26 protein-coding genes are annotated in these 25,098 nt (G+C 62.3%); 9 read left to right on the forward strand and 17 right to left on the reverse strand.

Annotated elements, in window-relative coordinates; all coding sequences use genetic code 11:
* Positions 1 to 70: 70 nt before the first annotated feature.
* The 5 genes from sixA to FGKAn22_RS12200 all read left to right on the forward strand — a co-directional run bounded on the left by sixA (position 71) and on the right by FGKAn22_RS12200 (position 5,669).
* Entirely contained in the window at positions 71 to 523 is a 453-nt protein-coding gene (gene sixA, locus FGKAn22_RS12180; RefSeq protein ID WP_212785902.1) for a phosphohistidine phosphatase SixA, read from the forward strand.
* Positions 524 to 534: 11 nt separating this feature from the next.
* Positions 535 to 2,022, forward strand: a complete 1,488-nt coding sequence (gene pap, locus FGKAn22_RS12185) for a polyphosphate:AMP phosphotransferase (protein ID WP_212785903.1) — start codon at positions 535 to 537, stop codon at positions 2,020 to 2,022.
* A gap of 173 nt (positions 2,023 to 2,195) precedes the next feature.
* The gene (locus FGKAn22_RS12190; RefSeq protein WP_281411913.1) at positions 2,196 to 3,158 is read left to right on the forward strand and encodes a cytochrome-c peroxidase; all 963 of its coding nucleotides are present in this window, start codon (positions 2,196 to 2,198) and stop codon (positions 3,156 to 3,158) included.
* Positions 3,159 to 3,349: 191 nt separating this feature from the next.
* A complete protein-coding gene (locus tag FGKAn22_RS12195) occupies positions 3,350 to 4,177 on the forward strand; it encodes an HDOD domain-containing protein (RefSeq protein ID WP_212785905.1) in 828 nt (275 codons plus the stop codon).
* 136 nt (positions 4,178 to 4,313) lie between these two features.
* Positions 4,314 to 5,669, forward strand: a complete 1,356-nt coding sequence (locus FGKAn22_RS12200) for a leucine-rich repeat-containing protein kinase family protein (protein ID WP_212785906.1) — start codon at positions 4,314 to 4,316, stop codon at positions 5,667 to 5,669.
* 23 nt (positions 5,670 to 5,692) lie between these two features.
* Here FGKAn22_RS12200 and FGKAn22_RS12205 read toward each other — a convergent pair whose 3' ends face one another.
* From FGKAn22_RS12205 to FGKAn22_RS12280, 16 genes are all read right to left on the reverse strand, one after another.
* Complete coding sequence (locus FGKAn22_RS12205) at positions 5,693 to 6,007, reverse strand: DUF2288 domain-containing protein (RefSeq protein ID WP_212785907.1); 315 nt, start codon at positions 6,005 to 6,007, stop codon at positions 5,693 to 5,695.
* A 238-nt stretch (positions 6,008 to 6,245) separates the two neighbouring features.
* Positions 6,246 to 6,785 carry a gamma carbonic anhydrase family protein gene (locus FGKAn22_RS12210; protein ID WP_212785908.1) on the reverse strand — a complete coding sequence of 180 codons (540 nt, stop codon included), beginning with the start codon at positions 6,783 to 6,785 and terminating at the stop codon, positions 6,246 to 6,248.
* 10 nt (positions 6,786 to 6,795) lie between these two features.
* Positions 6,796 to 7,275 carry a chemotaxis protein CheX gene (locus tag FGKAn22_RS12215; protein WP_212785909.1) on the reverse strand — a complete coding sequence of 160 codons (480 nt, stop codon included), beginning with the start codon at positions 7,273 to 7,275 and terminating at the stop codon, positions 6,796 to 6,798.
* A gap of 50 nt (positions 7,276 to 7,325) precedes the next feature.
* Positions 7,326 to 8,360, reverse strand: a complete 1,035-nt coding sequence (gene pyrC / locus FGKAn22_RS12220) for a dihydroorotase (RefSeq protein ID WP_212785910.1) — start codon at positions 8,358 to 8,360, stop codon at positions 7,326 to 7,328.
* A 70-nt stretch (positions 8,361 to 8,430) separates the two neighbouring features.
* Positions 8,431 to 8,943, reverse strand: coding sequence for a hypothetical protein (locus FGKAn22_RS12225; RefSeq protein WP_212785911.1), 513 nt, complete (start codon positions 8,941 to 8,943; stop codon positions 8,431 to 8,433).
* An 82-nt stretch (positions 8,944 to 9,025) separates the two neighbouring features.
* A complete protein-coding gene (locus FGKAn22_RS12230) occupies positions 9,026 to 9,652 on the reverse strand; it encodes a CerR family C-terminal domain-containing protein (protein WP_212785912.1) in 627 nt (208 codons plus the stop codon).
* Positions 9,649 to 11,049, reverse strand: a complete 1,401-nt coding sequence (locus FGKAn22_RS12235; RefSeq protein WP_212785913.1) for an efflux transporter outer membrane subunit — start codon at positions 11,047 to 11,049, stop codon at positions 9,649 to 9,651. The genes FGKAn22_RS12230 and FGKAn22_RS12235 overlap by 4 nt, the downstream gene beginning before the upstream one ends.
* Positions 11,042 to 14,179: an efflux RND transporter permease subunit gene (locus FGKAn22_RS12240; RefSeq protein WP_212785914.1), complete on the reverse strand. Its 3,138-nt coding sequence runs from the start codon at positions 14,177 to 14,179 to the stop codon at positions 11,042 to 11,044. The genes FGKAn22_RS12235 and FGKAn22_RS12240 overlap by 8 nt, the downstream gene beginning before the upstream one ends.
* Before the next feature lie 9 nt (positions 14,180 to 14,188).
* Positions 14,189 to 15,331, reverse strand: a complete 1,143-nt coding sequence (locus FGKAn22_RS12245; protein WP_212785915.1) for an efflux RND transporter periplasmic adaptor subunit — start codon at positions 15,329 to 15,331, stop codon at positions 14,189 to 14,191.
* Between the two features lie 134 nt (positions 15,332 to 15,465).
* Positions 15,466 to 16,206 carry a LytR/AlgR family response regulator transcription factor gene (locus FGKAn22_RS12250; RefSeq protein ID WP_212785916.1) on the reverse strand — a complete coding sequence of 247 codons (741 nt, stop codon included), beginning with the start codon at positions 16,204 to 16,206 and terminating at the stop codon, positions 15,466 to 15,468.
* Positions 16,203 to 17,198, reverse strand: coding sequence for a sensor histidine kinase (locus FGKAn22_RS12255; protein WP_212785917.1), 996 nt, complete (start codon positions 17,196 to 17,198; stop codon positions 16,203 to 16,205). The genes FGKAn22_RS12250 and FGKAn22_RS12255 overlap by 4 nt, the downstream gene beginning before the upstream one ends.
* A 21-nt stretch (positions 17,199 to 17,219) precedes the next feature.
* Positions 17,220 to 18,407: a hypothetical protein gene (locus FGKAn22_RS12260; protein WP_212785918.1), complete on the reverse strand. Its 1,188-nt coding sequence runs from the start codon at positions 18,405 to 18,407 to the stop codon at positions 17,220 to 17,222.
* Positions 18,408 to 18,421: 14 nt separating this feature from the next.
* Positions 18,422 to 19,162, reverse strand: a complete 741-nt coding sequence (locus FGKAn22_RS12265; protein WP_212785919.1) for an outer membrane lipoprotein-sorting protein — start codon at positions 19,160 to 19,162, stop codon at positions 18,422 to 18,424.
* 10 nt (positions 19,163 to 19,172) lie between these two features.
* A complete protein-coding gene (locus FGKAn22_RS12270) occupies positions 19,173 to 20,435 on the reverse strand; it encodes an ABC transporter permease (RefSeq protein WP_212785920.1) in 1,263 nt (420 codons plus the stop codon).
* Entirely contained in the window at positions 20,432 to 21,133 is a 702-nt protein-coding gene (locus FGKAn22_RS12275) for an ABC transporter ATP-binding protein (RefSeq protein WP_212785921.1), read from the reverse strand. The genes FGKAn22_RS12270 and FGKAn22_RS12275 overlap by 4 nt, the downstream gene beginning before the upstream one ends.
* Positions 21,134 to 21,140: 7 nt before the next feature.
* On the reverse strand, positions 21,141 to 21,560 hold the full coding sequence (locus FGKAn22_RS12280) for a DUF2141 domain-containing protein (RefSeq protein ID WP_212785922.1): 420 nt from the start codon (positions 21,558 to 21,560) through the stop codon (positions 21,141 to 21,143).
* Between the two features lie 202 nt (positions 21,561 to 21,762).
* On the opposite strand from FGKAn22_RS12280, the gene FGKAn22_RS12285 reads away from it, so the two are divergent.
* Together FGKAn22_RS12285 and FGKAn22_RS12290 are read left to right on the forward strand one after the other, a co-directional pair.
* Entirely contained in the window at positions 21,763 to 22,107 is a 345-nt protein-coding gene (locus tag FGKAn22_RS12285) for a DUF488 domain-containing protein (RefSeq protein WP_212785923.1), read from the forward strand.
* A 141-nt stretch (positions 22,108 to 22,248) separates the two neighbouring features.
* Positions 22,249 to 22,701, forward strand: a complete 453-nt coding sequence (locus tag FGKAn22_RS12290) for an RT0821/Lpp0805 family surface protein (protein ID WP_212785924.1) — start codon at positions 22,249 to 22,251, stop codon at positions 22,699 to 22,701.
* A gap of 52 nt (positions 22,702 to 22,753) precedes the next feature.
* On the opposite strand, the gene rsmI is transcribed toward FGKAn22_RS12290, so the two are convergent.
* Positions 22,754 to 23,629 carry a 16S rRNA (cytidine(1402)-2'-O)-methyltransferase gene (gene rsmI, locus FGKAn22_RS12295; RefSeq protein ID WP_212785925.1) on the reverse strand — a complete coding sequence of 292 codons (876 nt, stop codon included), beginning with the start codon at positions 23,627 to 23,629 and terminating at the stop codon, positions 22,754 to 22,756.
* On the opposite strand from rsmI, the gene FGKAn22_RS12300 reads away from it, so the two are divergent.
* Both FGKAn22_RS12300 and FGKAn22_RS12305 read left to right on the forward strand, forming a co-directional pair.
* Positions 23,621 to 24,757, forward strand: a complete 1,137-nt coding sequence (locus FGKAn22_RS12300) for a penicillin-binding protein activator (RefSeq protein ID WP_212785926.1) — start codon at positions 23,621 to 23,623, stop codon at positions 24,755 to 24,757. The genes rsmI and FGKAn22_RS12300 overlap by 9 nt on opposite strands.
* Positions 24,754 to 25,095 (forward strand): YraN family protein, encoded by a 342-nt coding sequence (locus FGKAn22_RS12305; protein ID WP_212785927.1) that lies wholly within the window; start codon positions 24,754 to 24,756, stop codon positions 25,093 to 25,095. The genes FGKAn22_RS12300 and FGKAn22_RS12305 overlap by 4 nt, the downstream gene beginning before the upstream one ends.
* The last annotated feature ends 3 nt before the right edge of the window (positions 25,096 to 25,098 follow it).

The raw sequence follows: 25,098 nt of genomic DNA on the forward strand, positions 1-25,098 counted from the left end.
AGAGTAAAGTGACAAAAACAGTGTATACGCTATATGCAAGCTGGCAAACTGTAATTTTCGGGAGACCAAAGTGGATCTGATCCTGTGGCGGCATGCGGAAGCAGAGGACGGCGCGCCCGACCTCGAACGCAAACTCACCTCCAAAGGCGTCAAGCAAGCCGAAAAGACCGCCGCCTTCCTGCGCCAGCACATGCCGCGTGATGCGCGCATCCTGGTCAGCCCGGCCACCCGCACACTGCAGACCGTTGCTGCCCTCACCGACCATTTCACCCTCGCCCCCACCATCGGCCCCGGCGCTTCGGCGCACGCGATCTTGCAAGCCGCTCGCTGGCCGGACGCGGGTGGTACGGTGCTGGTGGTCGGTCACCAGCCGACACTGGGCGAAGTCGCAGCTCAGCTGCTCGGCAGCGATGATTATTCGCTAAGCCTGAAGAAAGGCGCGCTGTGGTGGTTCAGCTACCGCGAGCGCGAAGAGCAGCCGCAGGTCACCCTGCGCCTCGTCATTTCGCCGGAATTTTTGTAAGGGAGAACGCCATGTTTGAATCCGCCGAGCTCGGACACAAGATCGACAAGGCCACTTACGACAAGGAAGTGCCCAAGCTGCGCGAGGCGCTGCTGGAAGCGCAGATGGATCTGTCCAAACTGGCAAAGTTTCCGGTCATCATCCTGGTCGGCGGCGTGGATGGCGCCGGACGTGGAGAGACCGTCAACCTGCTCAACGAATGGATGGACCCGCGTTTCCTGGAAACTCACGGCATGGGCGAACCCTCCGATGAGGAGCTGGACCGGCCGATGATGTGGCGCTTCTGGCGCGCCCTGCCGCCCAAGGGCAAGATCGGCATCTTCCTCGGTTCCTGGTACACCTGGCCGATACTCAACCGGGTGCTTGGCCATGCCAAGACCCCCGAATTGGACCAGAGCCTCGAACGAGCCAGGCGACTGGAAACCATGCTGGTGGAGGAAGGTGCACTGATACTCAAATTCTGGATGCACCTGTCCAAGGAAAAACAGCAGAAACGCCTCAAGATGCTGGAGAAAGATCCCAAGACCCGCTGGCGCGTTACCAAGCGGGATTGGGAACACTACGAGCTATACGACAAATTCAGCGCCGTGAACGAAAGCGTGATCCGCCATACCAGCACCGCCGAAGCGCCATGGACCATCGTAGAAGGCTATGACCCGAACTACCGCAGCCTGACCGTAGGGAAAGTCATTCTCGATGCGATACGCAAGCGCATCGATGAGGCCGGCCAGAAGATCACCGAGGTATCCGCCCCGCCGCCGCTGCCCTCGATCGACCGGCTCAACGTGCTGAAAACCCTGGATCTGAGCCAGATTCTCAGCAAGAAGAAATACCTCACCGAACTGGAAAAATATCAGGGTAAGCTGGCGATACTGACCCGCGACCCGAAATTCAGTGACATCACCGTCATTGCCCTGTTCGAAGGCAACGACGCGGCGGGCAAAGGAGGCGCCATCCGGCGTGTCGCCAGCGCACTGGATGCCCGACACTACAACATCGTGCCGATCGCCGCGCCCACCGAGGAAGAGCGTGCCCAGCCCTATCTGTGGCGCTTCTGGCGGCACATTCCACGCCGCGGCAGGCTGACCATCTTCGACCGCTCGTGGTATGGCCGCGTGCTTGTGGAGCGCGTCGAAAAGTACTGCTCCGAAACCGACTGGATGCGCGCCTACAGCGAGATCAACGACTTTGAGGCACAAATGGTGCGTCACAGGATCGTGGTGGTTAAATTCTGGCTCTCCATCAGCAAGGACGAACAACTCAAGCGCTTCAAGGAGCGCGAAAAGATCGGTTTCAAGCGCTTCAAGATCACCGACGAAGATTGGCGCAATCGCGAAAAATGGGACGACTACGAAGCCGCCGTGTGTGACATGGTGGACCGCACCAGCACCGAGTTGGCACCGTGGACCCTGGTCGAGGCAAACGACAAGAATTTCGCGCGCATCAAGATCCTGAAGACGCTGTGCCAGCAGATCGAAGCGGAGATGAAAAAGAAATAATCAAGGAACTCTCTCCGGCTTTTATTTTCTAACTTTCCTGCTTTTGCAGTAAAGCAAGTCAGTTTCCCCCGCCGGGATCCGGCGGCATCTCGGATGCAGCTAGTCACTAACCAAGAAAGGAAAATAACATGACCAGACATCGCCTACTGTCACTGACCATTGGATTGACAACCATGGTTGCCGGCACCGGTTTGGCGCAGGCCGCCAGCAGTAACGAGCCGATCCAGCCCGTCGTCAAGGCCAAGCCCCAGAATGCCGCAGTCGTCGAACTCGGCAAGAAACTTTACTTCGACCCCCGTTTGTCGAAATCCGGGTTCATTTCCTGCAATTCCTGCCACAACCTTTCCATGGGTGGCACCGACAACCTCAAGACCTCTGTCGGACACAACTGGCATCAAGGCCCGATCAATGCGCCTACGGTGCTCAACTCCAGCATGAACCTCGCCCAGTTCTGGGATGGGCGTGCGGCGGACCTCAAGGCTCAGGCCGGCGGCCCGATCGCCAACCCCGGCGAGATGGCGTTCACACATGAACTCGCTGTCGACGTGCTCCAGTCCATTCCTGCATATGTAGCAGAATTCAAGAGCGCATTTGGTTCCGACAAGGTTGATATCGACAAGGTGACCAAGGCCATCGCCGCCTTCGAGGAGACTCTGGTGACGCCCGACTCCCGTTTCGACAAGTGGCTGAAGGGGGACAAGAAGGCGCTGAACAAGGAGGAACTCGCCGGCTACAAACTGTTCAAGGATAGCGGCTGCACCGCCTGTCACAACGGCCCTGCCGTCGGTGGCAACTCGTTCCAGAAGTTCGGCGTAGTCGAACCGTACAAGACCACCAATCCCGCCGAAGGACGCATCGCGGTGACGGGCAAGGATGCCGACCGTTTCTACTTCAAAGTGCCGACACTGCGCAACGTCGAACTGACCTATCCGTACTTCCATGACGGCGAAGCTGCCACACTGAAAGACGCGGTCAACACCATGGGACGCCTCCAGTTGGGCAAGCAATTTACCGACGAAGAGAACAGCAAGATCGTCGCCTTCCTGAAAACACTGACCGGAAAGCAGCCATCGTTCCAGTTGCCGCTCCTGCCGCCGTCATCCGACAAGACTCCGCGTCCGCAACCATTCAACTAAAGCAACATCTCGGGGGCCTCGAGCCCCCGTTTCTTTTCCACTGCACTAGTTCGAGTTATCTAGATAATTCGGCATATGTTCACGTTCTCAAACTGAGGCTAGGATGGCACAATGCTTCAGGAGAGAAGCCGGTTACATCCGGAAGCGCGCAGGACAAGCCCGCCAAGACAAAAATAACAGGAGAAGGTTGGATGGAAGTAACGCCCGAAGATTTCAATAAAGTGCTGGGAAACGTGAAGATCCCGCCTTGTCCGGCCCTGCTGCATGGAGTCATGAAGACTGCGCGTCAGCCGAATGCCGATGTGGAAAAGATAGCGAACTCAGTCAAACAGGATGCTGCCATGACCGCCGCGCTGCTGAAACTGGCCAATTCGCCGCTCAGCGGGATCCGCTGCAAGATCACGTCGGTATCGCAGGCAATCTCCTTCCTTGGCTTGAAGACCACCATCAACCTCCTGACCAACGCGGCGCTGAGCCAGAGCATGGGAGGTGACGCCCAGAAATTCACCAAGTTCTGGGAGCGTTCCGCGGTGTCCGCTGCAGTCGCCGCCAGGCTTGCGCGGAAACTCCCAGACATCTCCCAGGACGATGCCTATGCAGCCACGCTATTCCACGATTGCGGGATCCCCGTGCTGATGCAGCATTTCCCGACCTACCGCGAAACCGTCATGGCCGAGAGCAATCAAGGCAAGGATATCCACGAAGTGGAGAATGAACATTTCTCGACCACGCACGCAGTCGTCGGCAACATGCTGGCGCGCTCGTGGTATCTGCCACAGCATATCTGTCAGGCCATCCTGCACCATCACGACAGCACCATTTTCTCTTCCATCAGCGAGAATGTCGGCCGCCTGATCGGCATCGTTTACATGGCGGAGCTGATCGTGGACGAACATCTGTGCCAGAAGAACCTGGAATGGGAACAGGTAAAGAACGACGTGCTCGCCTGCCTCGGACTGTCTGAGGGAGAATTCTGGGAGTTGAAAGACGATATGCTGGGCTTCCTGAACGGCGAGTAATTCACTCGCCGGTTACATATCGCCGGCGCCTTCCCTTTCACCATATTTATCCATCGACCCGATTGACTGCCTTGATCCTGAGAACAGCGAATGTTAAGCGAACCACCATGGTTCGAGTTTCGCTATAGTTGCCCCCATGCACACACTCCAATCGCTGCGTGCCGGGAAACTGGCCGGCATCAAACGTCTTGACCTGTCCTGCGGACTGACCAGCTTCCCCGAAGAAATCTTCGAGATTGCCGATACGCTGGAGATTCTCAATCTCTCCGGCAATGCGCTATCAAGCTTGCCCGACGACTTGCCGAAGCTGCACAAGCTGCGCGTGATCTTCTGCTCGGATAACCGCTTTACCCATCTGCCGGAAGTACTGGGGCAGTGCCCTAATCTGGACATGGTAGGCTTCAAGGCCAACCAGATCGGCAGCGTTCCTGCTGCAGCATTGCCGGACCGGCTGCGCTGGCTGATCCTCACCGACAATCAGGTCACCGAACTGCCCGCGCGACTCGGCTCATGCACGCGCCTGCAAAAGCTCATGCTGTCAGGGAACCGCCTGCATCGTCTGCCCGACGAGATGGCTGCCTGCGACCGGCTGGAATTGCTGCGCATCGCCGCGAACCGCTTTGCCCATTTGCCCGGCTGGCTGCTCTCGTTGCCACGTCTCGCATGGCTGGCCTATGCGGGGAATCCCTTCAGCGATGCCGGCGAAGTTGCAGCGATGGCAAAGCAGCCGATCACGCACGTCGACTGGAAGTCACTGGAGTTACAGCATCAATTGGGCGAGGGCGCGTCCGGCGTGATCTATCGGGCCAACCTGCAATCGGCTCACGGGATGTCGCCCGTGGCGGTCAAGGTTTTCAAGGGGGCGCTGACCAGCGACGGCCTGCCGCGCAGCGAAAAAGCCGCCTGCATCGCGGCCGGCGCACACTCGGGCCTGATTCCGGTCGTGGGCAAGATCAGCAATCATCCGGATGGCACACCGGGGCTGGTGATGTCCCTGATAGACCCGAGCTTCCGCAACTTGGCCGGGCCGCCCAGCCTCGAGTCCTGTACACGTGACATCTATCCGGCGGAAACTGAATTCACCCTTGAGACCGCATTGAACATCGCACATGAAGTCGCCGCGGTGGCGGAGCATCTGCATGCGCAGGGCGTGATGCACGGCGACCTGTACGCGCACAACATCCTGTGGAATCCGCAAGGCGACTGCCTGCTGGGCGACTTCGGCGCGGCTTCGTTTATTCCGGCATCGTCTGGCATTCAGCAACGGGACGGGCGACTCGCCGCCGCGCTGCAACGCATTGAAGCACGCGCATTTGGTTGCCTGCTTGAGGAGCTGCTCGACCGCTGCAGCACACTCGCCGAAGCCCGGCACATCGTCACAGAGCTCCGCACCCTGCAGCAGCGTTGTGACCTGCCGGATGTCGATGCGCGGCCGTTATTCGGCGAGATACGGGACACCTTGATGTCGCTGCGCAATGCTCTGCCAGGATAGGCAGCATTGCCCGCCAAGGCCACTTACTGGAGTTTTTCCGCCGATTGCACCAGCACGTAGGGGCTGACCACCACCGCCCACACGTCGGCATCCGACTCGTACCACGCCAGCGCCTGCTCGTCCGACACCCACCCGACCTGGCCCGCGGACATCCACTGCGCGACCTGCGCTTTGTTGTCCTCGGATATCTGGAACGCCACCTCGACCAGATCGAGTTCCGCTGAAACCGCCACCGCCGAGCCGCTGGCGAAGAAGCGCTGTAGCTCCTTCCACGCAATGCGCGAAGTCTCCAGGTTCATCTTGGCGCGATAGATTTCTTCTTTGTTGTCTGTGCTCATTTCAACTTCCGGTTGATAGGGGGCAATGAATTGCCCACCAGGTTTATCGATTGTCCGCGCAGGCACCCTGTGACCCTGTTACGCAACCCATTCCAATTCTCGAAAGACTATTGGTTCGCGTAGGAGCGGGCCCTGCCCGCAACATTCGAATTGATCGCGGGCATAACCAATCACTTGCCAGCTTGCTGGCTTAGTGAGATGGCTAGTAACTTCATTAGGGCCCGCTCCTACAAGCGTTTTATCTTGACGGTTCTTTCAGATAGTTGTTCTTCAGTCGCATGTAGTGCTCGGCCGAATATTTCAGGTAGGCGATCTCTTCCTTCGTGAGAGGACGCACCGCCTTGGCCGGACGCCCCATGTAGAGCATCCCGCCCTCCAGCACCTTGCCCGGCGACACCAGGCTGCCCGCGCCTATCATCACATGGTCGGGAACGACCACATCGTCCATGATGATGGAGCCCATGCCGATCAGGCACTCGTTACCGATGGTACAGCCGTGCAGGATCACCGAATGCCCCACCGTCACGTAGTCCCCCACGATCAGCGGCGAGCCTTCGGGCTTGTCCGGCGTCTTGTGCGACACATGGCCCATGGTCAGGTCCTGAATGTTGGTGCCGCGCCCGATCACGATACGGTTCACGTCACCGCGCAGCACGGTGTTGCACCACACGGAACTGTCGTCGCCGATCTTCACATCGCCGATGACCTGGCAGGAGGGATGGAGATAGACCTGCTCGCCAAGGATGGGCGAGGTGTTAAGGTAAGAAGATAAAGGCATGATGGTTCGCTCAGACAAAATTCAACTCGATATAGAACTCGCTCTGCCCGATATTGACCGGCAGCAGCACGGTTTGACCGGGATAGTGGTGAACGATCTCGTGCCCCTCTCCCAGCAGCAATTGCGGGGTCTGCATGTCGAAATCATGCCCCTGCTCGGACAGGATGCGCTTGGCACCGCCCACCAGCATATTGACCAGCTCTCCGGCGAGGTCCGCAGCCTCGTTATCGGCACTGGCGATCTCGTGGCCCAGCAGGTTGCGGGAGATCTCGCGTATCGCCGGCAGCGGGAGCGACAGCGCGACGCTGCCGCAGGCGCCCTCGCCCTTCATTCCGATAAGCGCAGAGACCACTCCTTTGGCCGCCTTGCCTTGTTTCGGCTCCGGAATCCCGGGTTGTACCCTCAACCTCACCATGGTGGCAAAGATCGTGAACAGCGAATCCAGCAAGGCATGGATCATGAGGATGTCCATATGGCTGCCATCCGTCATGGATGGAGCCTGAGGTTTTCTTCCTTCTGCCACGTTCACCTGTCCCATCATCACCCCACGAGCTTCCATTTCATCGTCTCGCCCGCCCTTAACGGCACGAGGCGATGCTCGCCGAACTCCACCGATGCGGGTACTTGCCATTCTTCCTTGCACAACGTGATGGTCTCTTTGTTGCGCGGCAGGCCGTAGTAGTCCGCGCCGTGGAAGCTGGCGAAGCCTTCCAGCTTGTCGAGCGCGCCCGCGGCTTCGAACACCTCGGCATACAGCTCGATGGCGCTATGCGCGGAGTAACAACCGGCGCAGCCGCAAGCGTTCTCCTTGGTGTGCTGTGCGTGCGGGGCGCTGTCGGTGCCGAGGAAGAATTTCCTGCTGCCGCTCGTGGCAGCTTTCACCAGCGCCTCGCGGTGCGTCTCGCGCTTGAGTATCGGCAGACAGTAGAAGTGCGGGCGGATGCCGCCGACCAGCATCGCGTTGCGGTTGTATAGCAGATGCTGCGGCGTGAGCGTGGCGGCGATGTTATCCGGCGCACTCATCACGAATTGCGCGGCATCCTTCGTGGTGATGTGCTCGAATACCACGCGCAGGTTCGGCATGTCCTTCAGCAGGGGCTGCATCACGCGCTCGATGAACACCGCCTCGCGGTCGAAGATGTCGATGGCCGCATCGGTCGCCTCGCCGTGTACCAGCAGCGGCATGCCGCAGCGTTGCATCTCTTCCAGCGCGGCGTAGGTCTTGCGCAGATCGGTCACTCCCGCATCGGAGTTGGTGGTCGCACCCGCGGGATACAACTTCACTGCGTGGACCGCGCCGCTGGCCTTGGCCTTGCGGATTTCCTCCGCACTGGTGTTGTCGGTCAGGTACAGCGTCATCAGCGGCTCGAACTTCATGCCCTGGGGCAACACGGCGAGGATGCGCGCACGGTATTCCAGCGCCTGTTCCGTTGTTGTCACCGGCGGGCGCAGATTGGGCATGACGATGGCGCGGGCGAACTGCCGTGCGGTGTCCGGTAGTACAGACTGCATCAGCGCGCCGTCGCGCAAGTGCAGGTGCCAGTCGTCGGGACGGGTAAGGGTGAGTTGCTGCATGATGGTTTCCGGCTGGATGAATGGGCGGAATTGTACCAAACGGCGAGGGCTGCTTTCGCTCGATCCCCGCTCAGCGCGAAGTCAGCGCCGTGCCGCACGATGGCTTAGCGACCATGAGTCCCTTGATGAAAGCGCGGCGGACCGTGCCGGCCACGATGGCGGCAGCCACCTCTTGCGAATGGCGCTCCGCACCGGAGAGTCTGCGCACCCATCCCCGGAACGGGATGATGTTCTCCGAGGTGCTGCGCAGGGCGCCGATGGCCATATTCTTGGCCTCGTTCGTTCCCTGCTCGACGAGACCGGTCTCGTGGCCGGATGGCGCGGCATCGAAGTCCGGTCCCAGCACGACATCGAGTTCGTGCACCTTGGCAACCAGATCCTCGCAAGTCGCTTCTGCCGGGATCGCATAAGGCTGCTTACGCGCCTCAAGCAGCACCGGCGGTATTTTCGTGCGAACCAGATTCAGGTCGCTCAACGGCGATGTGGCCGCGTCGGTCACCCGCGTCTGCTCGTCCGAGGCGCACGCCGATAGCGCAAAGGCGAGCGCGATCAATACGGAGCGATAGAACAAGGGGCGGGTCATGCGAAGCAGTTTCGCCCGCACTGGCGTGGTGAGTCAATAGACTTCGCCTGTCGTTTCGGCCTGGAGGTCTTTGAACGGAAGGTCAGGCCTGCCGGCCGAGGTACTTGAGCCCATTCAGCGAGAAGTCGGCGATGTGCCGCGCAATGTCGTCGATCTCCTTGCCATCGTAGCTCAGGTCGGGATGGAGGCGACGCAGCACCGGGTGGGACTGGCGATAGTACGAGCATTGCCCGAGGATGCTGTGCACGCAGCGATGCAGCTCGGCTTCGCTCACCTTGCCGCCGACGATCTCGCGCACCAGTTTGGCGAGGAAATCGTGCAGCGGTGCGATGGCCTCGCGCACGATCTTGTCCAGTGCGGGCGTGGGATCGGCCAATTCGCGCGCCATGATGCGGCATTGCGACGACGGGTTCTTCTCGTCCAGCAGCATATGCATGAAGTCGCGGATGAACAGGCCCAGGCGCACCTCGGGGCTGGCGTCCACCTTGGCATTGGACTCCTGCAGCATCCGCAGCGACTCGAAATGCAGAGCCTCGGCCAGCAGACCGTCCTTGCTGCCGAAGTGATAGTTCACCGCCGCGACGTTGGCCTCTGCACGGCGGCATATCTCGCGCACCGTCGCGCCCTGGAAGCCGAATTCCGAGAACACCTCGCGCGCCGCGCTCAGCAGGCGCTCGCGGGTCTGTTCGCTCGCGGCACCGCGCGTCATTGCGCCGCCTGCCCGGCCAGCGCCTTGTAGAGCTGTGCCGCGTTGGACAGGAGGGCTCGCCGCACCTGCACCGCCCCCTGCTGCGCCGAGAACGAATCGCGCTGTGCGTCCAGCAGTTCGAGGTAGTTGGCGATATCCGCCTTGTAGCGCGCCTCGACCAGCTTGAGGCGCAGGCTCTGCGCCTGTGCGTTCGCTTCCTGCGCGGCAAGCTGCTTGGCAAGATTCTCGCGCGCGTTCAGCACGTCGGCCACTTCGCGGAATGCCTGCTGGATGGCTTTTTCATATTCCGCGACGGCGATCACCTTGCGCGCCTCTGCCACATCGAGACTGGCGGAGTTGCGCCCCGCATCGAACAGCGGCTGAGTGAGCGAGGGCTGGAAGCTCCACGCATCGCTGCCCGGACCGAACAGTCCCGCGAGTGTGCGACTGGCGGTGCCGACGCTGCCGGTCAGCGTGATACGCGGCAGGAACGCCGCGCGCGCCGCGCCGATGTTCGCGTTCGCCGCGATCAGCTGCTGCTCGGCGGCGAGCACATCGGGACGCTGCAGCAGCACCTCGGCGGGCAAGCCCGCGATCAGGTCGGGCGCGATACCCTGCTCCGCCAGGCTGCGCCCGGCGGGCAGGTTTTTCATCTGCGCCACCGGCTGGCCGACCAGCACGTCGAGCAGATTTTCTGCGGCGGCCTGCTGCTGCTCAAGGCTGGCCTGCTCGGCCACTGCGGCCTGATAGGCCCCCTCCGCCGCCAGGAAATCGAGATCTCCCGCCACGCCCACGTCGCGGCGTCGCGAGGTCAGCTCCCTGAATTCGGCGCGGGTCTTCGCGGTCGATGCGGCAAGCTGGACTCGCTCGCGCAGCTCGATCGCCGACAGGTAGGCGTTCGCCACATCGGCGATCAGCGACAGGCGGAATGCGCGCTGCGCCGACTCGGTGGCGAGGTAGCTCGCCTTGGCCGCTTCGCTCAGGCTGGCGACACGCCCCCAGAAATCCAGCTCGAACGCCAGCAGGCCCAGGCTCACGTCATAACGCTGCGACTTGAACTGACGTCCAGTGAACGAGGTGCTGGCGGGCGACGACGAAGCGCTGCGCCCCGCGTTCGCGCTGACATTGGGCAGACGGTCGGCTTTCTGGATACCGTATTGCCCGCGCGCCTCGGCGATGCGCGCCGTGGCAATGCGCAGGTCGCGGTTATGCTCCAGCGAGGCGGCGATCAGTGCCTGCAGGCGCGGATCGGGATAGTACTGAGCGATGCCGGTATCCGCGACCTTGCGCGCACCACCCGCCTTGGCGTTCGCAGGCCAGGCGGCAGCAACGGGTACGCCGGGACGTTCGTAGGTCGGCGCCAGCGAACATCCTGCCAGCGCCAGTGTAATGGCGGCAATTGCGAATTTCTTACTCATGGTGACTCTCCTCATGCTCGACGTGTTTGCGCGCATGGCCCGGGAAGATGCGGCGCACCACCACGAAGAACACCGGCACCAGGAACACGGCGAGCAGCGTGGCGGCGAGCATGCCGCCCATCACGCCGGTGCCGATGGCGTGGCGGCTCTGCGCGCCCGCGCCAGTGGAAATGGCCAGCGGCAACACGCCGGCAATGAACGCGATGGAGGTCATCAGGATCGGGCGGAAGCGCAGGCGGCAGGCTTCCAGCGTCGCCTCGATCAGCCCCATGCCCTCGTCCTGCAACTTGCGCGCGAACTCGATGATCAGGATCGCGTTCTTCGACGACAGGCCGATGATCGCGATCAGGCCGACCTTGAAATACACGTCGTTGGGCAGGCCGCGCAACGTGACGGCCAGCACCGCGCCGAACACGCCCAGCGGCACCACCAGCATCACCGCGAACGGGATCGACCAGCTCTCGTACAGCGCGGCGAGGCACAGGAACACCACGATCAGCGACACGGCGAACAGCAGCGGCGCCTGCGCGCCGGACTGTATCTCCTCGCGCGAGGTGCCGGACCATTCGAAGCCGAAGCCCGGCGGCAGCTTCGCCGCGATCTGCTGCATCGCCGCCATCGCCTCGCCGGTGCTGTGGCCGGGCGCGGGGCTGCCGGAGATCTTCATCGCCGGCAGGCCGTTGTAACGGTCGAGCTTGGGCGAACCTGCGATCCACTTCGCGGTGGCCAGTTCGGACAGCGGCACCATGCCGCCCTGGTTGTTGCGCACCGATACCTTGAGGATGTCCTCGGGCGTGCGGCGCGTGTCCGCTTCCGCCTGCATCTGCACGCGCAGCACGCGCCCCTGGCGCACGAAGTCGTTGATGTACGCCGCACCCAGCAGCGATTGCAGGGTCTCGTTCAGGTCGGTGATGGACACGCCCAGCGTCTCGGCCTTCAGGCGATCGATGTCGAGGAACAGCTGCGGTCCGGCCTCCTGACCTTCGGGACGCACGCCGGTCAACGCCGGGTTCTGCATCGCCATGCCGAGGGCCATGTTGCGCGCCTCGAGCAGCTTCTCGCGCCCCAGGCCGGCACGGTCCTGCAGTCGGAAGTCGAAGCCGCCCACCGCCGCGAGTTCGGGAATGGGCGGCGGATTGATCGCGAAGATCATCGCCTGCTTGATGCGGAACATCGCCATGTTGGCCTTGCGCACCAATGCAGTCGAAGAACTGTCTGCCGCCTTGCGCTCATCCCAGCCCTTGAGGCGCACGAAGGTGATCGCCGCGTTCTGGCCGCGCCCGAAGAACGAGAAGCCCGCGACGCCGACCACGCGCTCGACTTCGGGCTGCTTGAGGTAGAACTGTTCGACCTGCGACAGCACTTCCAGGGTTCGCTCCTGCGTCGCGCCCGCCGGCAACTGGATCACGCTGATGAAGTAGCCCTGGTCCTCTTCGGGCAGGAAGCTGCCCGGCAGCTTGGCGAACAGCCCGCCCACCGCGAGCAGGATCACCGCGTAGACCAGCAGGTAGCGACCCGTCTTCTTGACGATCTTCGCCACGCTGCCGGTGTAACGCTGCGTGGTGTTCATGAACATGCGGTTGAACCAGCCGAGGAAGCCGGTTGCAGGCAGCAGATCGTCCTTACCCGCCTGATGTTTGAGCAGCGTCGCGCACAAAGCCGGGGTCAGCGTCAGCGCCATCAGCGCGGAGAACGCCATGGTCAGCACCAGCGTGACGGCGAACTGGCGGTAGATCGCGCCGGTCGAGCCCGAGAAGAACGCCATCGGGATGAACACCGCCGACAGCACCAGCGTAATCGCGATGATCGCGCCGACGATCTGGTCCATCGCCTTGCGCGTCGCCTCGCGCGGCGGCAGGTTCTCCGTGGTCATGATGCGTTCGACGTTCTCCACCACCACGATGGCGTCGTCCACCACGATGCCGATTGCCAGCACCATGGCGAACAGCGTCAGCACGTTGATCGAATAGCCCAGCAGGTACAGGCCGACCAGCGCGCCGACCAGCGCCACGGGAATGACGATGGTGGGAATGACGGTCGCACGCAGGTTGCCAAGGAACAGGTACATCACCAGGAACACCAGCACCAGCGCCTCGACCAGGCTCTTCACCACTTCCTTGATGGAGATATCGATGAACTGCGAGGTCTCATACGGCACCACCCAGTCGACGCCCTTGGGGAAGAACTTCGCCAGCTCCGTCATGCGCGACTTGACCGCCTTGACGGTTTCCAGCGCATTGGCATCCGGCGTCAGGCGGATGGCGATACCCGCCGCCGGTTGGCCGTTGACGCGGGTGCTGGTCGAATAGTCCTGTGCGCCCAGCTCGACGCGCGCCACGTCCTTCACGCGCAGCGACGAACCGTCGGGGTTGGTGCGCACGATGATGTTGCCGAATTCCTCCGGGCTGGACAGCCGGCTCTTGGTGACGATCACCGCGTTGAGTTGTTGACCCGGCGCGTTCGGGAGCTGGCCCAGTTCGCCGGTGGCCAGCTGCGAGTTCTGCGCGCGCACCGCACGCGACACGTCGGCGGGCGACAAGCCGTAGCCTTGCAGCTTTTCCGGCTTGAGCCACAGGCGCATCGAATACTCCGTGCCGAACAGCATCGCCTCGCCCACGCCGGGCACGCGGCGGATACTGTCGAGCACGTTGGCCGCGGCATAACTGCCCAGCGCGACGTTGTCGTACGTCTTGTCCGGCGAGATCATCGCGACGATCATCACGTAATTGCGCGCCGATTTCGCCACGGTGATGCCCAGGCGCCGCACTTCCTCAGGCAAGCGCGCCTCGACGCGCTTGATTCGGTTCTGCGTTTCCACCGAGGCGAAGTTGAGATCGGTTCCGGTCTGGAAGGTCAGCGTGATGCTACCCCTGCCCAGCTCCCCCGCCGACTCCATGTACAGCAGGTTGTCGATGCCGTTCATCTCCTGTTCGAGTAGGGCGATCACGGTCTCTTCGACGACCTGCGCCGACGCGCCCGGATAAGTAACGGTCACCGACAACGCCGGCGGCGCGACCGCCGGGTACTGCGAGACCGGCAGGCTCCGCAAAGCCAGTACGCCTGCGAGCAGGATGATGAGGGCGATGACCCAGGCGAAGATGGGACGGTCGATAAAGAATTTGGCGAACATGGCGCGGCCCTACTTGGAAGAAGACAGTTTGTCTTCCATCTTCAGTGCTTTCACCTCGGCCAGAGGCACCGGCTTCACCGGCGTGCCCGGACGCGCTTTCTGCAGGCCGTTGACGATGACCTGCTCGCCGCCCTTCAGCCCTTCGGCGATGATGAAGTCGGTGCCCGACATGCCGCCGGTCTTCACCGGCTGCGGCGTCGCCTTGCTCTCAGGCCCGACCACCATCACGAACTGGCCCTGCGCCCCGCCCTGCACCGCTCGCTGCGGCACGCGGATGACGTTCTCCGCCATCGCCTCGGGGAAACGGATGCGCACGAACATGCCCGGCAGCAGCTCACGCTTGGGATTGGGGAATTCGGCGCGCAACGACACTGCGCCGGTGGCCGGATCGACCGCCATGTCGGTGAAGAATATCTTGCCCGGCTGCGCATGGACGCTGCCGTCTTCCAGCACCAGCTCAACCTTGACCGAATCGGCGCGCTTCAGTTTTCCGCCGGCCACGGCCTGCCTCAGGCGCAGCAAATCGCTGCCGGACTGGGTAAAGTTGGCATAGATCGGATCGAGCTGCTCGACGGTCGCCAGCAGCGTGGCTTCGCCCTTGCCGACCAGCGCACCCTCGGTCACCGCGGCACGGCCGATATGCCCCGCGATGGGCGCCGGCACGGAAGCATTGTCCAGATCTTCCTCGGCGCGGATCAGTGCGGCCTCGGCCTGCTTGGCCTTGGCCACCGCGAGGTCGTATTCCTGCAGACTCACCGCCTTGATCTCAAGCAGCGGTTTGTAGCGTTCGACGGTCTGCCGCGCGCTCGCCAGGTCGGCCTTTGCCGCTTCCGCCACCGCGCGGTAGGTGCGCGCATCGATGTGGTACAGCGACTGGCCCGCCTTCACCTCGCTACCCTCCTGGAACAGCCGCTTCTCCACCACGCCCTCGACACGCGCGCGCACCTGTGCCGTGCGGTAAGCCTGCAGGCGTCCAGGCAGATCCTGCGTGAGCGTCGCGTTCCCTGTCGCCACCGTGATCACGTCCACCTCGGGCGGCGGCATCCCCGCGCCCGGTGCTCCTTGCGCAGCGGCCTTGTCCTTGCCGCCGCAGCCTGTCAGCAGCGCGATCAGCAAGAGGGTTGGAACAAATGATTTGGCAAGGGTATTCATGAAGAACCTCGAAATGATTGTGCGATTGCGATGCTTACCGGGCGCGCCCGGCGATGATGGTTATCCGACGGCAAACGAGAAACAAGCGTATCAAACGCTTGTTTGAAATGCAACAACTCATGCAATATCAGGGATCACATCTGCCGGAAGAGATGGGCGTAGCTGCGGCTCACCGCCAGCGTTTCGGGACGATCGCGCAGGGTGAGCGTCACCCGCCCCAGCGCATTGTGATGCGCGGCAACGACCTGCCGCACGTTCACCACCGTGCCGCGATGCACTTGCCAGAATTCCGCGGGATCGAGTTGCCCCGTCAATTCCTTGATCGGCGTGCGCAGCAGCAGTTCGGCATCGCGCGTGAACACTGCCGTGTATTTGTCGGCGGACTGGAAATAGCAAACTTCCTCCACCCCCACCAGCCGCACCGCCTGCCCCACCTGCGCGCGCACCCAGCGCAACGGCTCCGGCTTGCCGGGCGCGGCGAGCAATTTCTGCAAGCGCACCAGCAACTCGTCCGGCGCCGCCTGGATATGCCGCTTCAGCCGCTCCACACAACGTGCGAGGCGTTCATCGCTGGCCGGCTTGAGCAGGTAATCCGCCGCCGCCTGCTCAAAGGCCGCCACGGCATGTTCGTCATACGCTGTGACGAAGACCACGCGGCAATTGGGCGGCACCTCACGCGCTGCTTCCAGCCCGCTCAGGCCAGGCATGCGGATATCGAGAAAGGCGATATCGGGCCTGATTTCCGCCAACGCTGCTGCAGCAGCCAGTCCATCATGTACGACGGCAGCGATCTCCAGTTCGGGCCATAGCCGCAGCAAACGGCGTCGCAGATCGTCCGCCAGATGGAGTTCGTCATCGGCGATGATGGCCTTCATCGCGGGATCTCCAGCACAGCGGTCACGCCTCCACCGGCATTGCCTTCAAGCGCAAACCGCCCGCCACTGCCATACAACGCAGCCAACCGCGCCCGCACGTTGCTCAAGCCGGCGCCCGCTCCCGGTTCTCCGCCCAGCCCTGTACCGCTGTCGCAGACCTGAATGCGTAACTTGCCGTCCGCAGTGCCGGCACGGATGACGACCTCTCCGCCCCCCAGCTTAGGTTCGATACCGTGGCGCACCGCATTTTCCACCAGCGGCTGCAGAAGCATGGGCGGGAACGGTGCCTTCCGCGCTGCGTCTTCGGCATCGATCTGCCAGCGCAACCGTTCGCCGAACCGTACCCTCAATATCTGCAAATAGTTCTCCAGCATGTCCAGCTCGTCGCCCAGCGTGGCGGTCTCGCTGCGCGCCCGCGCCAGAGCCACGCGCAGCCAATCGTTGAGGCGTTCCAGCAATTTTTTCGCGAGCGCCGGATCGGTTTCAATCAGGCTGCCGACATTGGCAAGCGTGTTGAACAGGAAGTGTGGCTCGATCTGCGCCTGCAGCAGTTTCAGCTGCGCTTCCAGTTCGCGCTTCTCGGTCTCGCTCCTGATCAACTGGTGCTGTTTCACCTCGGCATCCAGTCGTTCGATGCGCTCGCTGAGAAAATAGGTGATGCCACCGATGCCGCCGAAGAACAGGCCGATCACCACCGATACCCAGGCACGCGGGTCGCTCCAGTCACCGACGCCGGTGATCCATGATGCCAGTGTGATGCCGAACACGATGCTGCCGGGGAAAGTCAGCGCCAGTACCAACCAGCGGCGGCGCCTGTCGGCGATGCGGCACATCAGCGTGGCGTTGATGCCATAGATGGACAACCCGATGCACTGCGAGAACACCAGATTGATCCAGAAGCTTTCCTCGAAGCTGATGAGGGTCAACAGTCCGGCGATGGCTGTGTTGAACAGCAGCGAGATGATGGTGGAAATGAAGAGGTTGTGTCGCATGGAAGGATTATGGCTTCAGGGTCATGGCAGGGCAATCTTCAACCCGGCGGTCACGCTGCGCCGGAGCAGGCTGGAGAATTCCTGACGCGCGCCGTCCATCGGCAATATGGCCAGCGCAAAAGCCGTGACGTGCCCGGTCAGCGCGATTTCGCCGTAGCCGGACAGCTCGTTGCCGTTATCGGTGAAGCTGTGCGTCGCCATCGCGCGCCAGTAGCCACCGGTCTCCATCAGGTTGCTTTGCCACACCAGATGCAGGTAGTCGCGCCCCAGCAACGGCGGCGAGTAGGCCAGTGCCTGTCCGGCCCATAGCGGCGAGGCTGCGGCACGCGCAAAGTATGCGCCTTCCTCCGCCGCGCGATAGCCGTGGCCAGTATGCAGATACTCGGTGTTGAGCGACTGTCCGTTGTCGAAGGTCCAGGCTGCGCCAGCCAGCACATCCGTCCGGCGCGGCGATCTTGCGGCGATGCTGAACGGCAACGCAACATCGGCAGGCGATTGCAGCGCAGCGGCGCGGCTGGAAGATGAGGCTTCGGCATACAGCAGCAACGCATCGCTGGCGGTGAACTGGCCGTGCGCGCCGAGGAACGCGCCCTGCCCCGGCGTGTGCGCCAGCGCCAGTCCGCCCACCCAGTCGCCGCCGCGCCGGTCTGCTTTCAGCAGCCAGCTGTTGCGCCTGATATCCTGCGCGACATGACCGGAGCCGGTGATGCGTACCAGCGCTAGTGTGCGTTCCATGTCCGGTGTCCAGGAAAGTTTCAGCGCATCCACGCCCGACAGTTCGCGCATCGGATTGCTGCGCCCGTTATCGAAATAGAACGGGCTGGAGGGCGAGCGGAATTGTGCCGGCCCCCAGTTCAGCACCTCTCGTCCGGCAGCCACGCTCCACGCTTCCGAAGCGCGCAGCCGCACCTGCCACTGGCTGAGGTAAGCCTCGTTCTGACGCTGACTGCCGAAAGCGTTGCGATTGTCCTGCGCCAGCAGGACCGGGCGCAGGGTCACGCGCAGGGTGTCGTTCCCGGCCTTGAGGTTGAAGCGCCCTTCAGCGGTGGCACTGTTCTGCGGCAGACGAGCGATCCGGTTACCCGGATTGAGCACGCTGTCGCCGCGCAGGCTCGTGCTGTTCGCGTAGCCATACAGTGTGCCGTCCCACGTAGTACGCCATTCTGGCTCTTCTGCGGATGCCGCCGGCACCAGGAGCAGAAGCAGCATGGCGACCCCCACCCTCATTGCATCTGCCCCAAATCGAATTCGGCAGCGGGAATCTTGCGTACCTTTACCGTGCCGAAATCCATCGTCGTTTCGGCATCGATCAACGCGTCGCGGATGGTCATGCGGCTAACAAAGGGGATGCGCTTCCCTTCGTATTCGATGGTATTGCCGTAATCGAAACGCGCGGTCTTCAGCAGCTTTCCGGATAGCGAATAGAACTCGGCCTTGACGCCGACCTCGCGCCTGGCCGACACCCAGTAGCGCACGCGGTCGTAGGTGGCGCGCTTGTGTTTCGCCGTGAGTTCCAGAACGTGGCATGCTTCGCCGTCCACTGTCTCCTCCCCTGCCAGTTGCGCCTCGTAATCGCCCGCGTAATTGGTGGCGGCGATATCGCCGTTGGAAGCCTGTCCGCTCATGCGCTTGCGCGGCGAGATGGGAATGGGCTTGGACAGGCCGGGACGGGTCAGCCACATGTTGCGCCCGACCTGCAACAGCTTCGAGCCCTTGAAGCGCACCGGCTCCAGCGTCTCGGCCACGCTGGCATCGTCCACCGCGCGCACTTCCAGGCGCTGCTCGTCGGACACCTTGGCACCGTCACGCGACACCAGCCTGATTTCCCAGACGATGCCCGGCAAGCCGCCCCCGCGCGCGCGGTCGGCGTGCTGCAGCAGGGATTGCGCGTCCGGCGCGGCGAAAGCGGAAAGGCTGACGCTGAACAGCAGCACCGCGAGCAGGTTTCTCAGAATAGATTTCATTGGGATTCCTTCATACATGTCCCAGCGCATCGATGATTGCCTGCCTGGCCGCACGTCTGGCGGGCAGATAAGCTGCCAGCGTTCCTACCGTGCCCATCAGGGCAAAGGTGAACAGCACCCGTCCGTAGTCCATGTCCACCAGCAAGGGAACCGGGCTGGCGCTATTGGGCGGCACATAGGAAATATTGGCGACATTGATGCCCCAGCGCACGCCCAGCGTGATGAGCAACCCGACGGTGCAGCCGATCAGCGTGAGCAGCATCGATTCGGTGGTGAACAGGCGCACCACGCCGCTGCGCTTCAGGCCGATGGCGCGCAGGGTTCCGATCTCTCGGGTTCGCTCGACCACGGTCATGCCCATCGAGTTCGCCACGCTCATTACCACCACGGTCAACACGATGGAAAAGATGAAACCGAAGATCATGTCGAACATCCCGTGTACCTGGTTGTAGAAATCCGAAAGCTCCTGCCAGGTCATGATCTCGACATCGAATCCGGCAGCGTGCAGTTTTTCGCTCAGACGGGTGCGCATCGCTTCGGTCTGCGCCATATCATCGAGCAGGATGGTCAGTCGATCCGCACGCCCTTCGGCATCCAGCAGCGATTGCGCCAACGCCAGCGACACGAAGGCGAATTTGTCGTTGCTGCCCGCATTGCCGGTATTGAAGGTATGCCCCACGGTAACGTCGAGCGCGTTGGCCTGCCCGGTCAGGGTATTCACCAGCACCTGCGCCTGTTCACCGCCGGAGAGATGCAGCATCTCGACCAGCCCTTCGCTCAGCGCCACCACTTCGGAATGCGCTGGATCGAGCTTCTTCTTGAAGTTGTCGTACAAACCGCTCTTCTTTTCGCGCTCGGTCAACACGTCCTTCTGCAGGTATTCCATCGCGGACGGGGCTATGCCTTCAGCGATGAAGATGGTGCTGGCGCGCCCGTTGCTAACCAGGCCGCTCAGCGCCAGTCGCGGCGCAACCAACACCACATGCGGTTCGTCCTTCAGCAGTCTGGTGATGGTCGCCACCTCATTCGCGGTGAGCAGGTAACGCTCGGGGTCGAGCTTGCCTTCCTTGCGCATGCCGCGCTTGTTCAGGGTCAGGTGCCCCAGCATCTCGCTGTGTACGGCTCCGCGCGCCATCCCGTCGTAGACGTTGTGTGTGTAACCGGCGAACAACGCGATGGCGGAAAAACCGAAGGCGATGGCCAACAGCGTCACCAGGGAACGGCGGCGGTTGCGCAGAAGTCCGCGCAGGGCAAGTTTGAACAGGTTCCTCATACCGTCACCTCATCGCTCACGATGTTGCCGTCGCGCAGCAGGATCTTCCGGTCCACATGATCAAGGAGGCGCTGGTCGTGTGTGGTAAAAACGAAAGTCACCTTGCGTGCGCGATTCATCTCGCGCATCAGGTCCACCACCATGCGGCTGTTTTCGGAGTCCAGGTTCGCCGTCGGTTCGTCGGCGATGACCAGCTTGGGTTCGACTACCAGCGCCCGTGCGATAGCGACACGCTGGCGCTGGCCGCCGGAAAGTTTGTCGGGCAACGACTTCATGAATCTCTCCAGTCCCACATCCACCAGAGCCGCTGACGCGCGATTACGCGCTTCATGTTCGGCCACTCCCTGTATCTGCAAGGGCAGCATCACGTTCTCCAGCGCGGAAAGCACCGGCACGAGATTGAAGTTCTGGAACACGAAGCCGATCTTCTGTCCGCGGAAATCGGTGAGCTCGTCGTCCGCCAAGCCGCACGTGTCCTGCTCGTCGAAATGCACCTCGCCCTCGGTCGGCGAGTCGATCAGGCCGATGATGTTCATCAAGGTGGATTTGCCGCTGCCGGACGGCCCCCACACCGCAAGGAACTCGCCCGCATGGATGTCCAGCGAGATGCCGTGCAACGCATCGATGGTGGTCTCGCCCAGCAGGAAGCGGCGGCGGATGTTGCGCAATCTGAGTATGGGAGGATGGCTTTCGATCATATCGGCCTCACTTCAAATGAATGGATTGCGCAACCGTGCCATCGCCCAGCTCGAATGCAGCCTCGGCAAAACCGGGCGGCCCGAACCGGCCGCGCGCATTGTTGGAAAAACCGTAGATTTCGGTAGGCACGCCCAGGAAGTTCCTGTCCAGCCTGCCGTTCCGGTTGTTGTCGGCATAGACTGCCACGGCATATCTCCCCGACGGCAGATCGGGCAACAATACGATCAGCCGGTCGCTCGAGGCCTCGCTTGCCGTGCCACGATAAAACTTCTCGCCGCGGGGAAATTGTTCCGGCGCATTGGCGGAATAGACCGCTACCCGTATCTGGCTGCCGGCCAGCCCCTGGCCATAAAGCTCCAGTTTGAGTTCTCCTGCCTGGGTATAGGTCGCAATCAGTAACATGGCAAGGATAGCCAGCCGCTTCATGGGTTCTCCAGTGGTTATCGGATAGCTCACACTCTAGGCGTCCCCATCCTTCAACGGGAGAATAATGCGACGAACCGCATGAAACAGGGAGCGAACCGCTTGTGACACCGGAATATTCGCAGACCCCACTACGGCTTTCTGCGTATTTTCCCGGACATCGATTCCATTTAAGGTGGAGCCGAAACAACCTCCAGCCACCGCCATGAAACTGCACATCAAGCGCGCCTACGACGCGCCCGAAAAAGCCGACGGCACCCGGATTCTCGTGGACCGCCTGTGGCCGCGCGGCCTGGGCCGGGACAAGGCAGCCATAGATCTCTGGCTCAAGGACGTCGCGCCCTCAACCGAACTGCGGCAGTGGTACGCGCACGAGCCCGAGCGGTGGCCGGAATTCCGGCGCCGTTACTTCGCGGAACTCGACCGGCACCCGGAGGTTGTCGCCGAACTGCGGGCCGCTCTCGGCAAGGGAAGCGCTACGCTCCTTTATGCGGCCAAAGATACCGAGCACAGCAACGCGCAGGCCCTGCTGGAGTATCTCCAGCCCTGACGTTCCACGGAAAAATACGCAATTACACGAATATCTTTCTGGATAGAAACTTTCTATGATCGGGACTGCGCTAATTGCCGCCTATAGGCCGACACAGCATTCACATACGGAACCAACGAAGTTCATACAGGAGGTGTCATCATGAAAAAATTTCTGACCATGCTTTTCATCGCGATCCTGGCAGTAACCATGTCTGCCTGCCAGACTAAGGAGCAGGGCGGCGCCGTCGTAGGCGGCGTTTTGGGCGGGGTGCTGGGGAACCAGGTTGGACAAGGATCAGGACGAACCGCCGCCATCATCGCCGGAACGCTGCTCGGAGCCTACGTGGGTAGCGAGATGGGGCGTTATATGGACGAGAACGATAATCGCAAGGCCGAGTCCGCGCTGGAATACAACCGCGACCATCAGTCCAGCACCTGGCATAACCCGAACACGGGTGCCGATGTTTCCGCAACGCCGACCAGTACCTACCAATCCGCCAGCGGCGAAAACTGTCGCGAGTACCAGACCACCGTCACGGTCAACGGCAAGAAGGAAAAGGCTTATGGAACCGCCTGCCGCCAGCCGAACGGCTCATGGAAGGTGATCAACTAAGCTCTACCAGGCCCATTTGAGGCGCAAACCGGGGGGGGCCGCGAGGCTCCCCCTAGTCATTTTCTTCGGTTGTTTTTTTCATTTGCAGCGCGAGCTGATACAGCTCGCTGCGGTTGGCACCGGTGATCTTAGCGGCCAGCTGAGCCGCCTGCTTGAGCGGCAACTCTTCGAGCAGCAGCGACAGCGTGGTGCGGCTTTCGGCCGACAAGCCCTCCTGCGGCACGGCACCCGAGACCAGCAGCACGAACTCGCCGCGCTGGTTGTTCGGGTCGCGGTTCAGCCAGTCCAGCGCCGCGCCCAATGCACAACGATGGATGCTCTCGAACAGCTTGGTAACCTCGCGCGCAAAGACGATCTCGCGCTCCGCGCCAAACACGGCTTGCAGGTCGGCCACGCATTCGAGAATGCGGTGTGGAGCTTCGTAGAACACCAATGTGTAGGGATGCTCTGCCAAAGGTTGCAGCGCGCTGCGGCGCGCGGCTGCCTTGTTGGGCAGGAAGCCGTAGAACAGGAAATGCGGGCTGTTCAGGCCGGAGGCCGACAGCGCCGAGACCGCCGCACTCGCGCCGGGAATGGGAACGACTCGCAGCCCCGCCTCCAGCACGGCCTGCACCAGCAACGCGCCGGGATCGCTGACCGCGGGCGTGCCCGCATCGCTGACGAAGGCCACGCTCTGCCCGGATTGCAACAGCGCGACGATCTTTTCAGCCGCGCCGCGCTCGTTGTGCTGGTGCACCGCCATCAGCCGGTTCGCGCTGATGCCGTGGTGAGACAGCAGGTGCGCGGTGTTGCGCGTGTCCTCCGCCGCGATCACGTCCGCCGCGCCCAGCACCTCCAGCGCGCGCAAGGTGATGTCGCGCAAATTCCCAATCGGGGTGGCAACTACATATAATGCGGCTTCCAATTTTTGTGGATGTGAATGATGCAACGCGTATTCCTCTGGTTTTCGGCTTTGCTCGCACTATACGTGAGCGGTTTTGCTTGCGCCACCGAGCCGCCACTGCCGCCAGGAGACGAAAAACCCGCACCGCACATCGCACTGTTGCTGCCGCTGAAGTCCGCCACTTTCGGCCCCGCCGCCGATGCGGTGCAGCAGGGCTTCCTCGCCGCGGCAGGCGTGGAGATCACCAATCCGCAGAGTCTGCCCGTGCGCGTGTATGGCTGTTTCGACGAGGGCAACGACATCGTGACGATGTACCGCCGCGCCATCGCCAACGGCGCGCGAGCCGTGGTCGGGCCGCTGACACGCAAGGGCGTCAACACGCTGGCCGCAGAAAAAGACCTTATCGTCCCGACGCTGGCGCTGAACGTGGCCGATCAGGCTGCCGCGCCGCAACTGTATTTCTTCGGCATGGCGGTGGAAGCGGAAGCTCGAGAGATCGCGAATCTGGCCAAGCGCCAGAACCTGCACCAGGTCATCGTCATCACCACCCACACGCAACTGGCCAAGCGCTTGCAGTTCGCCTTCGAAGAGAAGTGGGTCACGGACGGTGGCGCGATCCTGCGCGAGATCGAATTCAACAGCGACCCGGTGGTGTTCGCCGATGTCGCCGTCAAGCCGGACACCCTGGTGTTCCTCGCCGCCGATGCGGCAACGGCACGGCAGATCCGCCCTTACCTCCCGAACAGGCTGCCCATCTACGCCACCTCGCAGATCTTCGTCGGCAACACCGAGACGCTCATCAATTACGATCTGGACGGCATCCGCTTCGTCGACATGCCCTGGCTGCTGGAACCAGACCATGCGGCGGTGATGAGCTATCCGCGCGCCGCCCCCCCGCTGCCCGCTGACCATGAGCGCTTCTACGCGCTGGGCATCGACGCCTTCCGCCTGGTCCAGTTGCTGATTGCCAAAAAAGCCGAGATTTCCATGCCGCTGGACGGGGTGAGCGGGCATATCGATCTCGATGGCCACACCTTCCTGCGCACGGCGATCCCCGCGGTGTTCGTGCAAGGGCATGCGCAGCTTCCCGACGCACCGGTCGTCCCCATTGCGCCGATGTTCCCCGGCCTGGTACCGACTTCGGCCGTTCCCGAGGCTGCTCCCCCGCAATGAACGACGGCGCGCTGGCCGAACAATGGGCGGCGCAATACCTGCAGCGGCAGGGGCTCAAGCCGGTCGAGAGCAACTACCGCAGCCGCTTCGGCGAGATCGACCTGATCATGCGGGACGGCGCGACGCTGGTGTTCGTCGAGGTGCGCCTGCGGCGCAACGGCGATTTCGGCGGCGCGGCGGCCAGCATCGATGCGCACAAGCAGCAGCGTCTCATCCGCACCGCGCAGCAATATCTCGCAAGCCTCCCCCGACTTCCGCCGTGCCGCTTCGATGCCCTGCTGATGGATGATGCGCAGGGACGCAACGCGCAGTGGCTCCGAAATGCGTTCGAAACCTGATTG

This window comes from Ferrigenium kumadai (assembly GCF_018324385.1).
Lineage (GTDB): Bacteria > Pseudomonadota > Gammaproteobacteria > Burkholderiales > Gallionellaceae > Gallionella > Gallionella kumadai.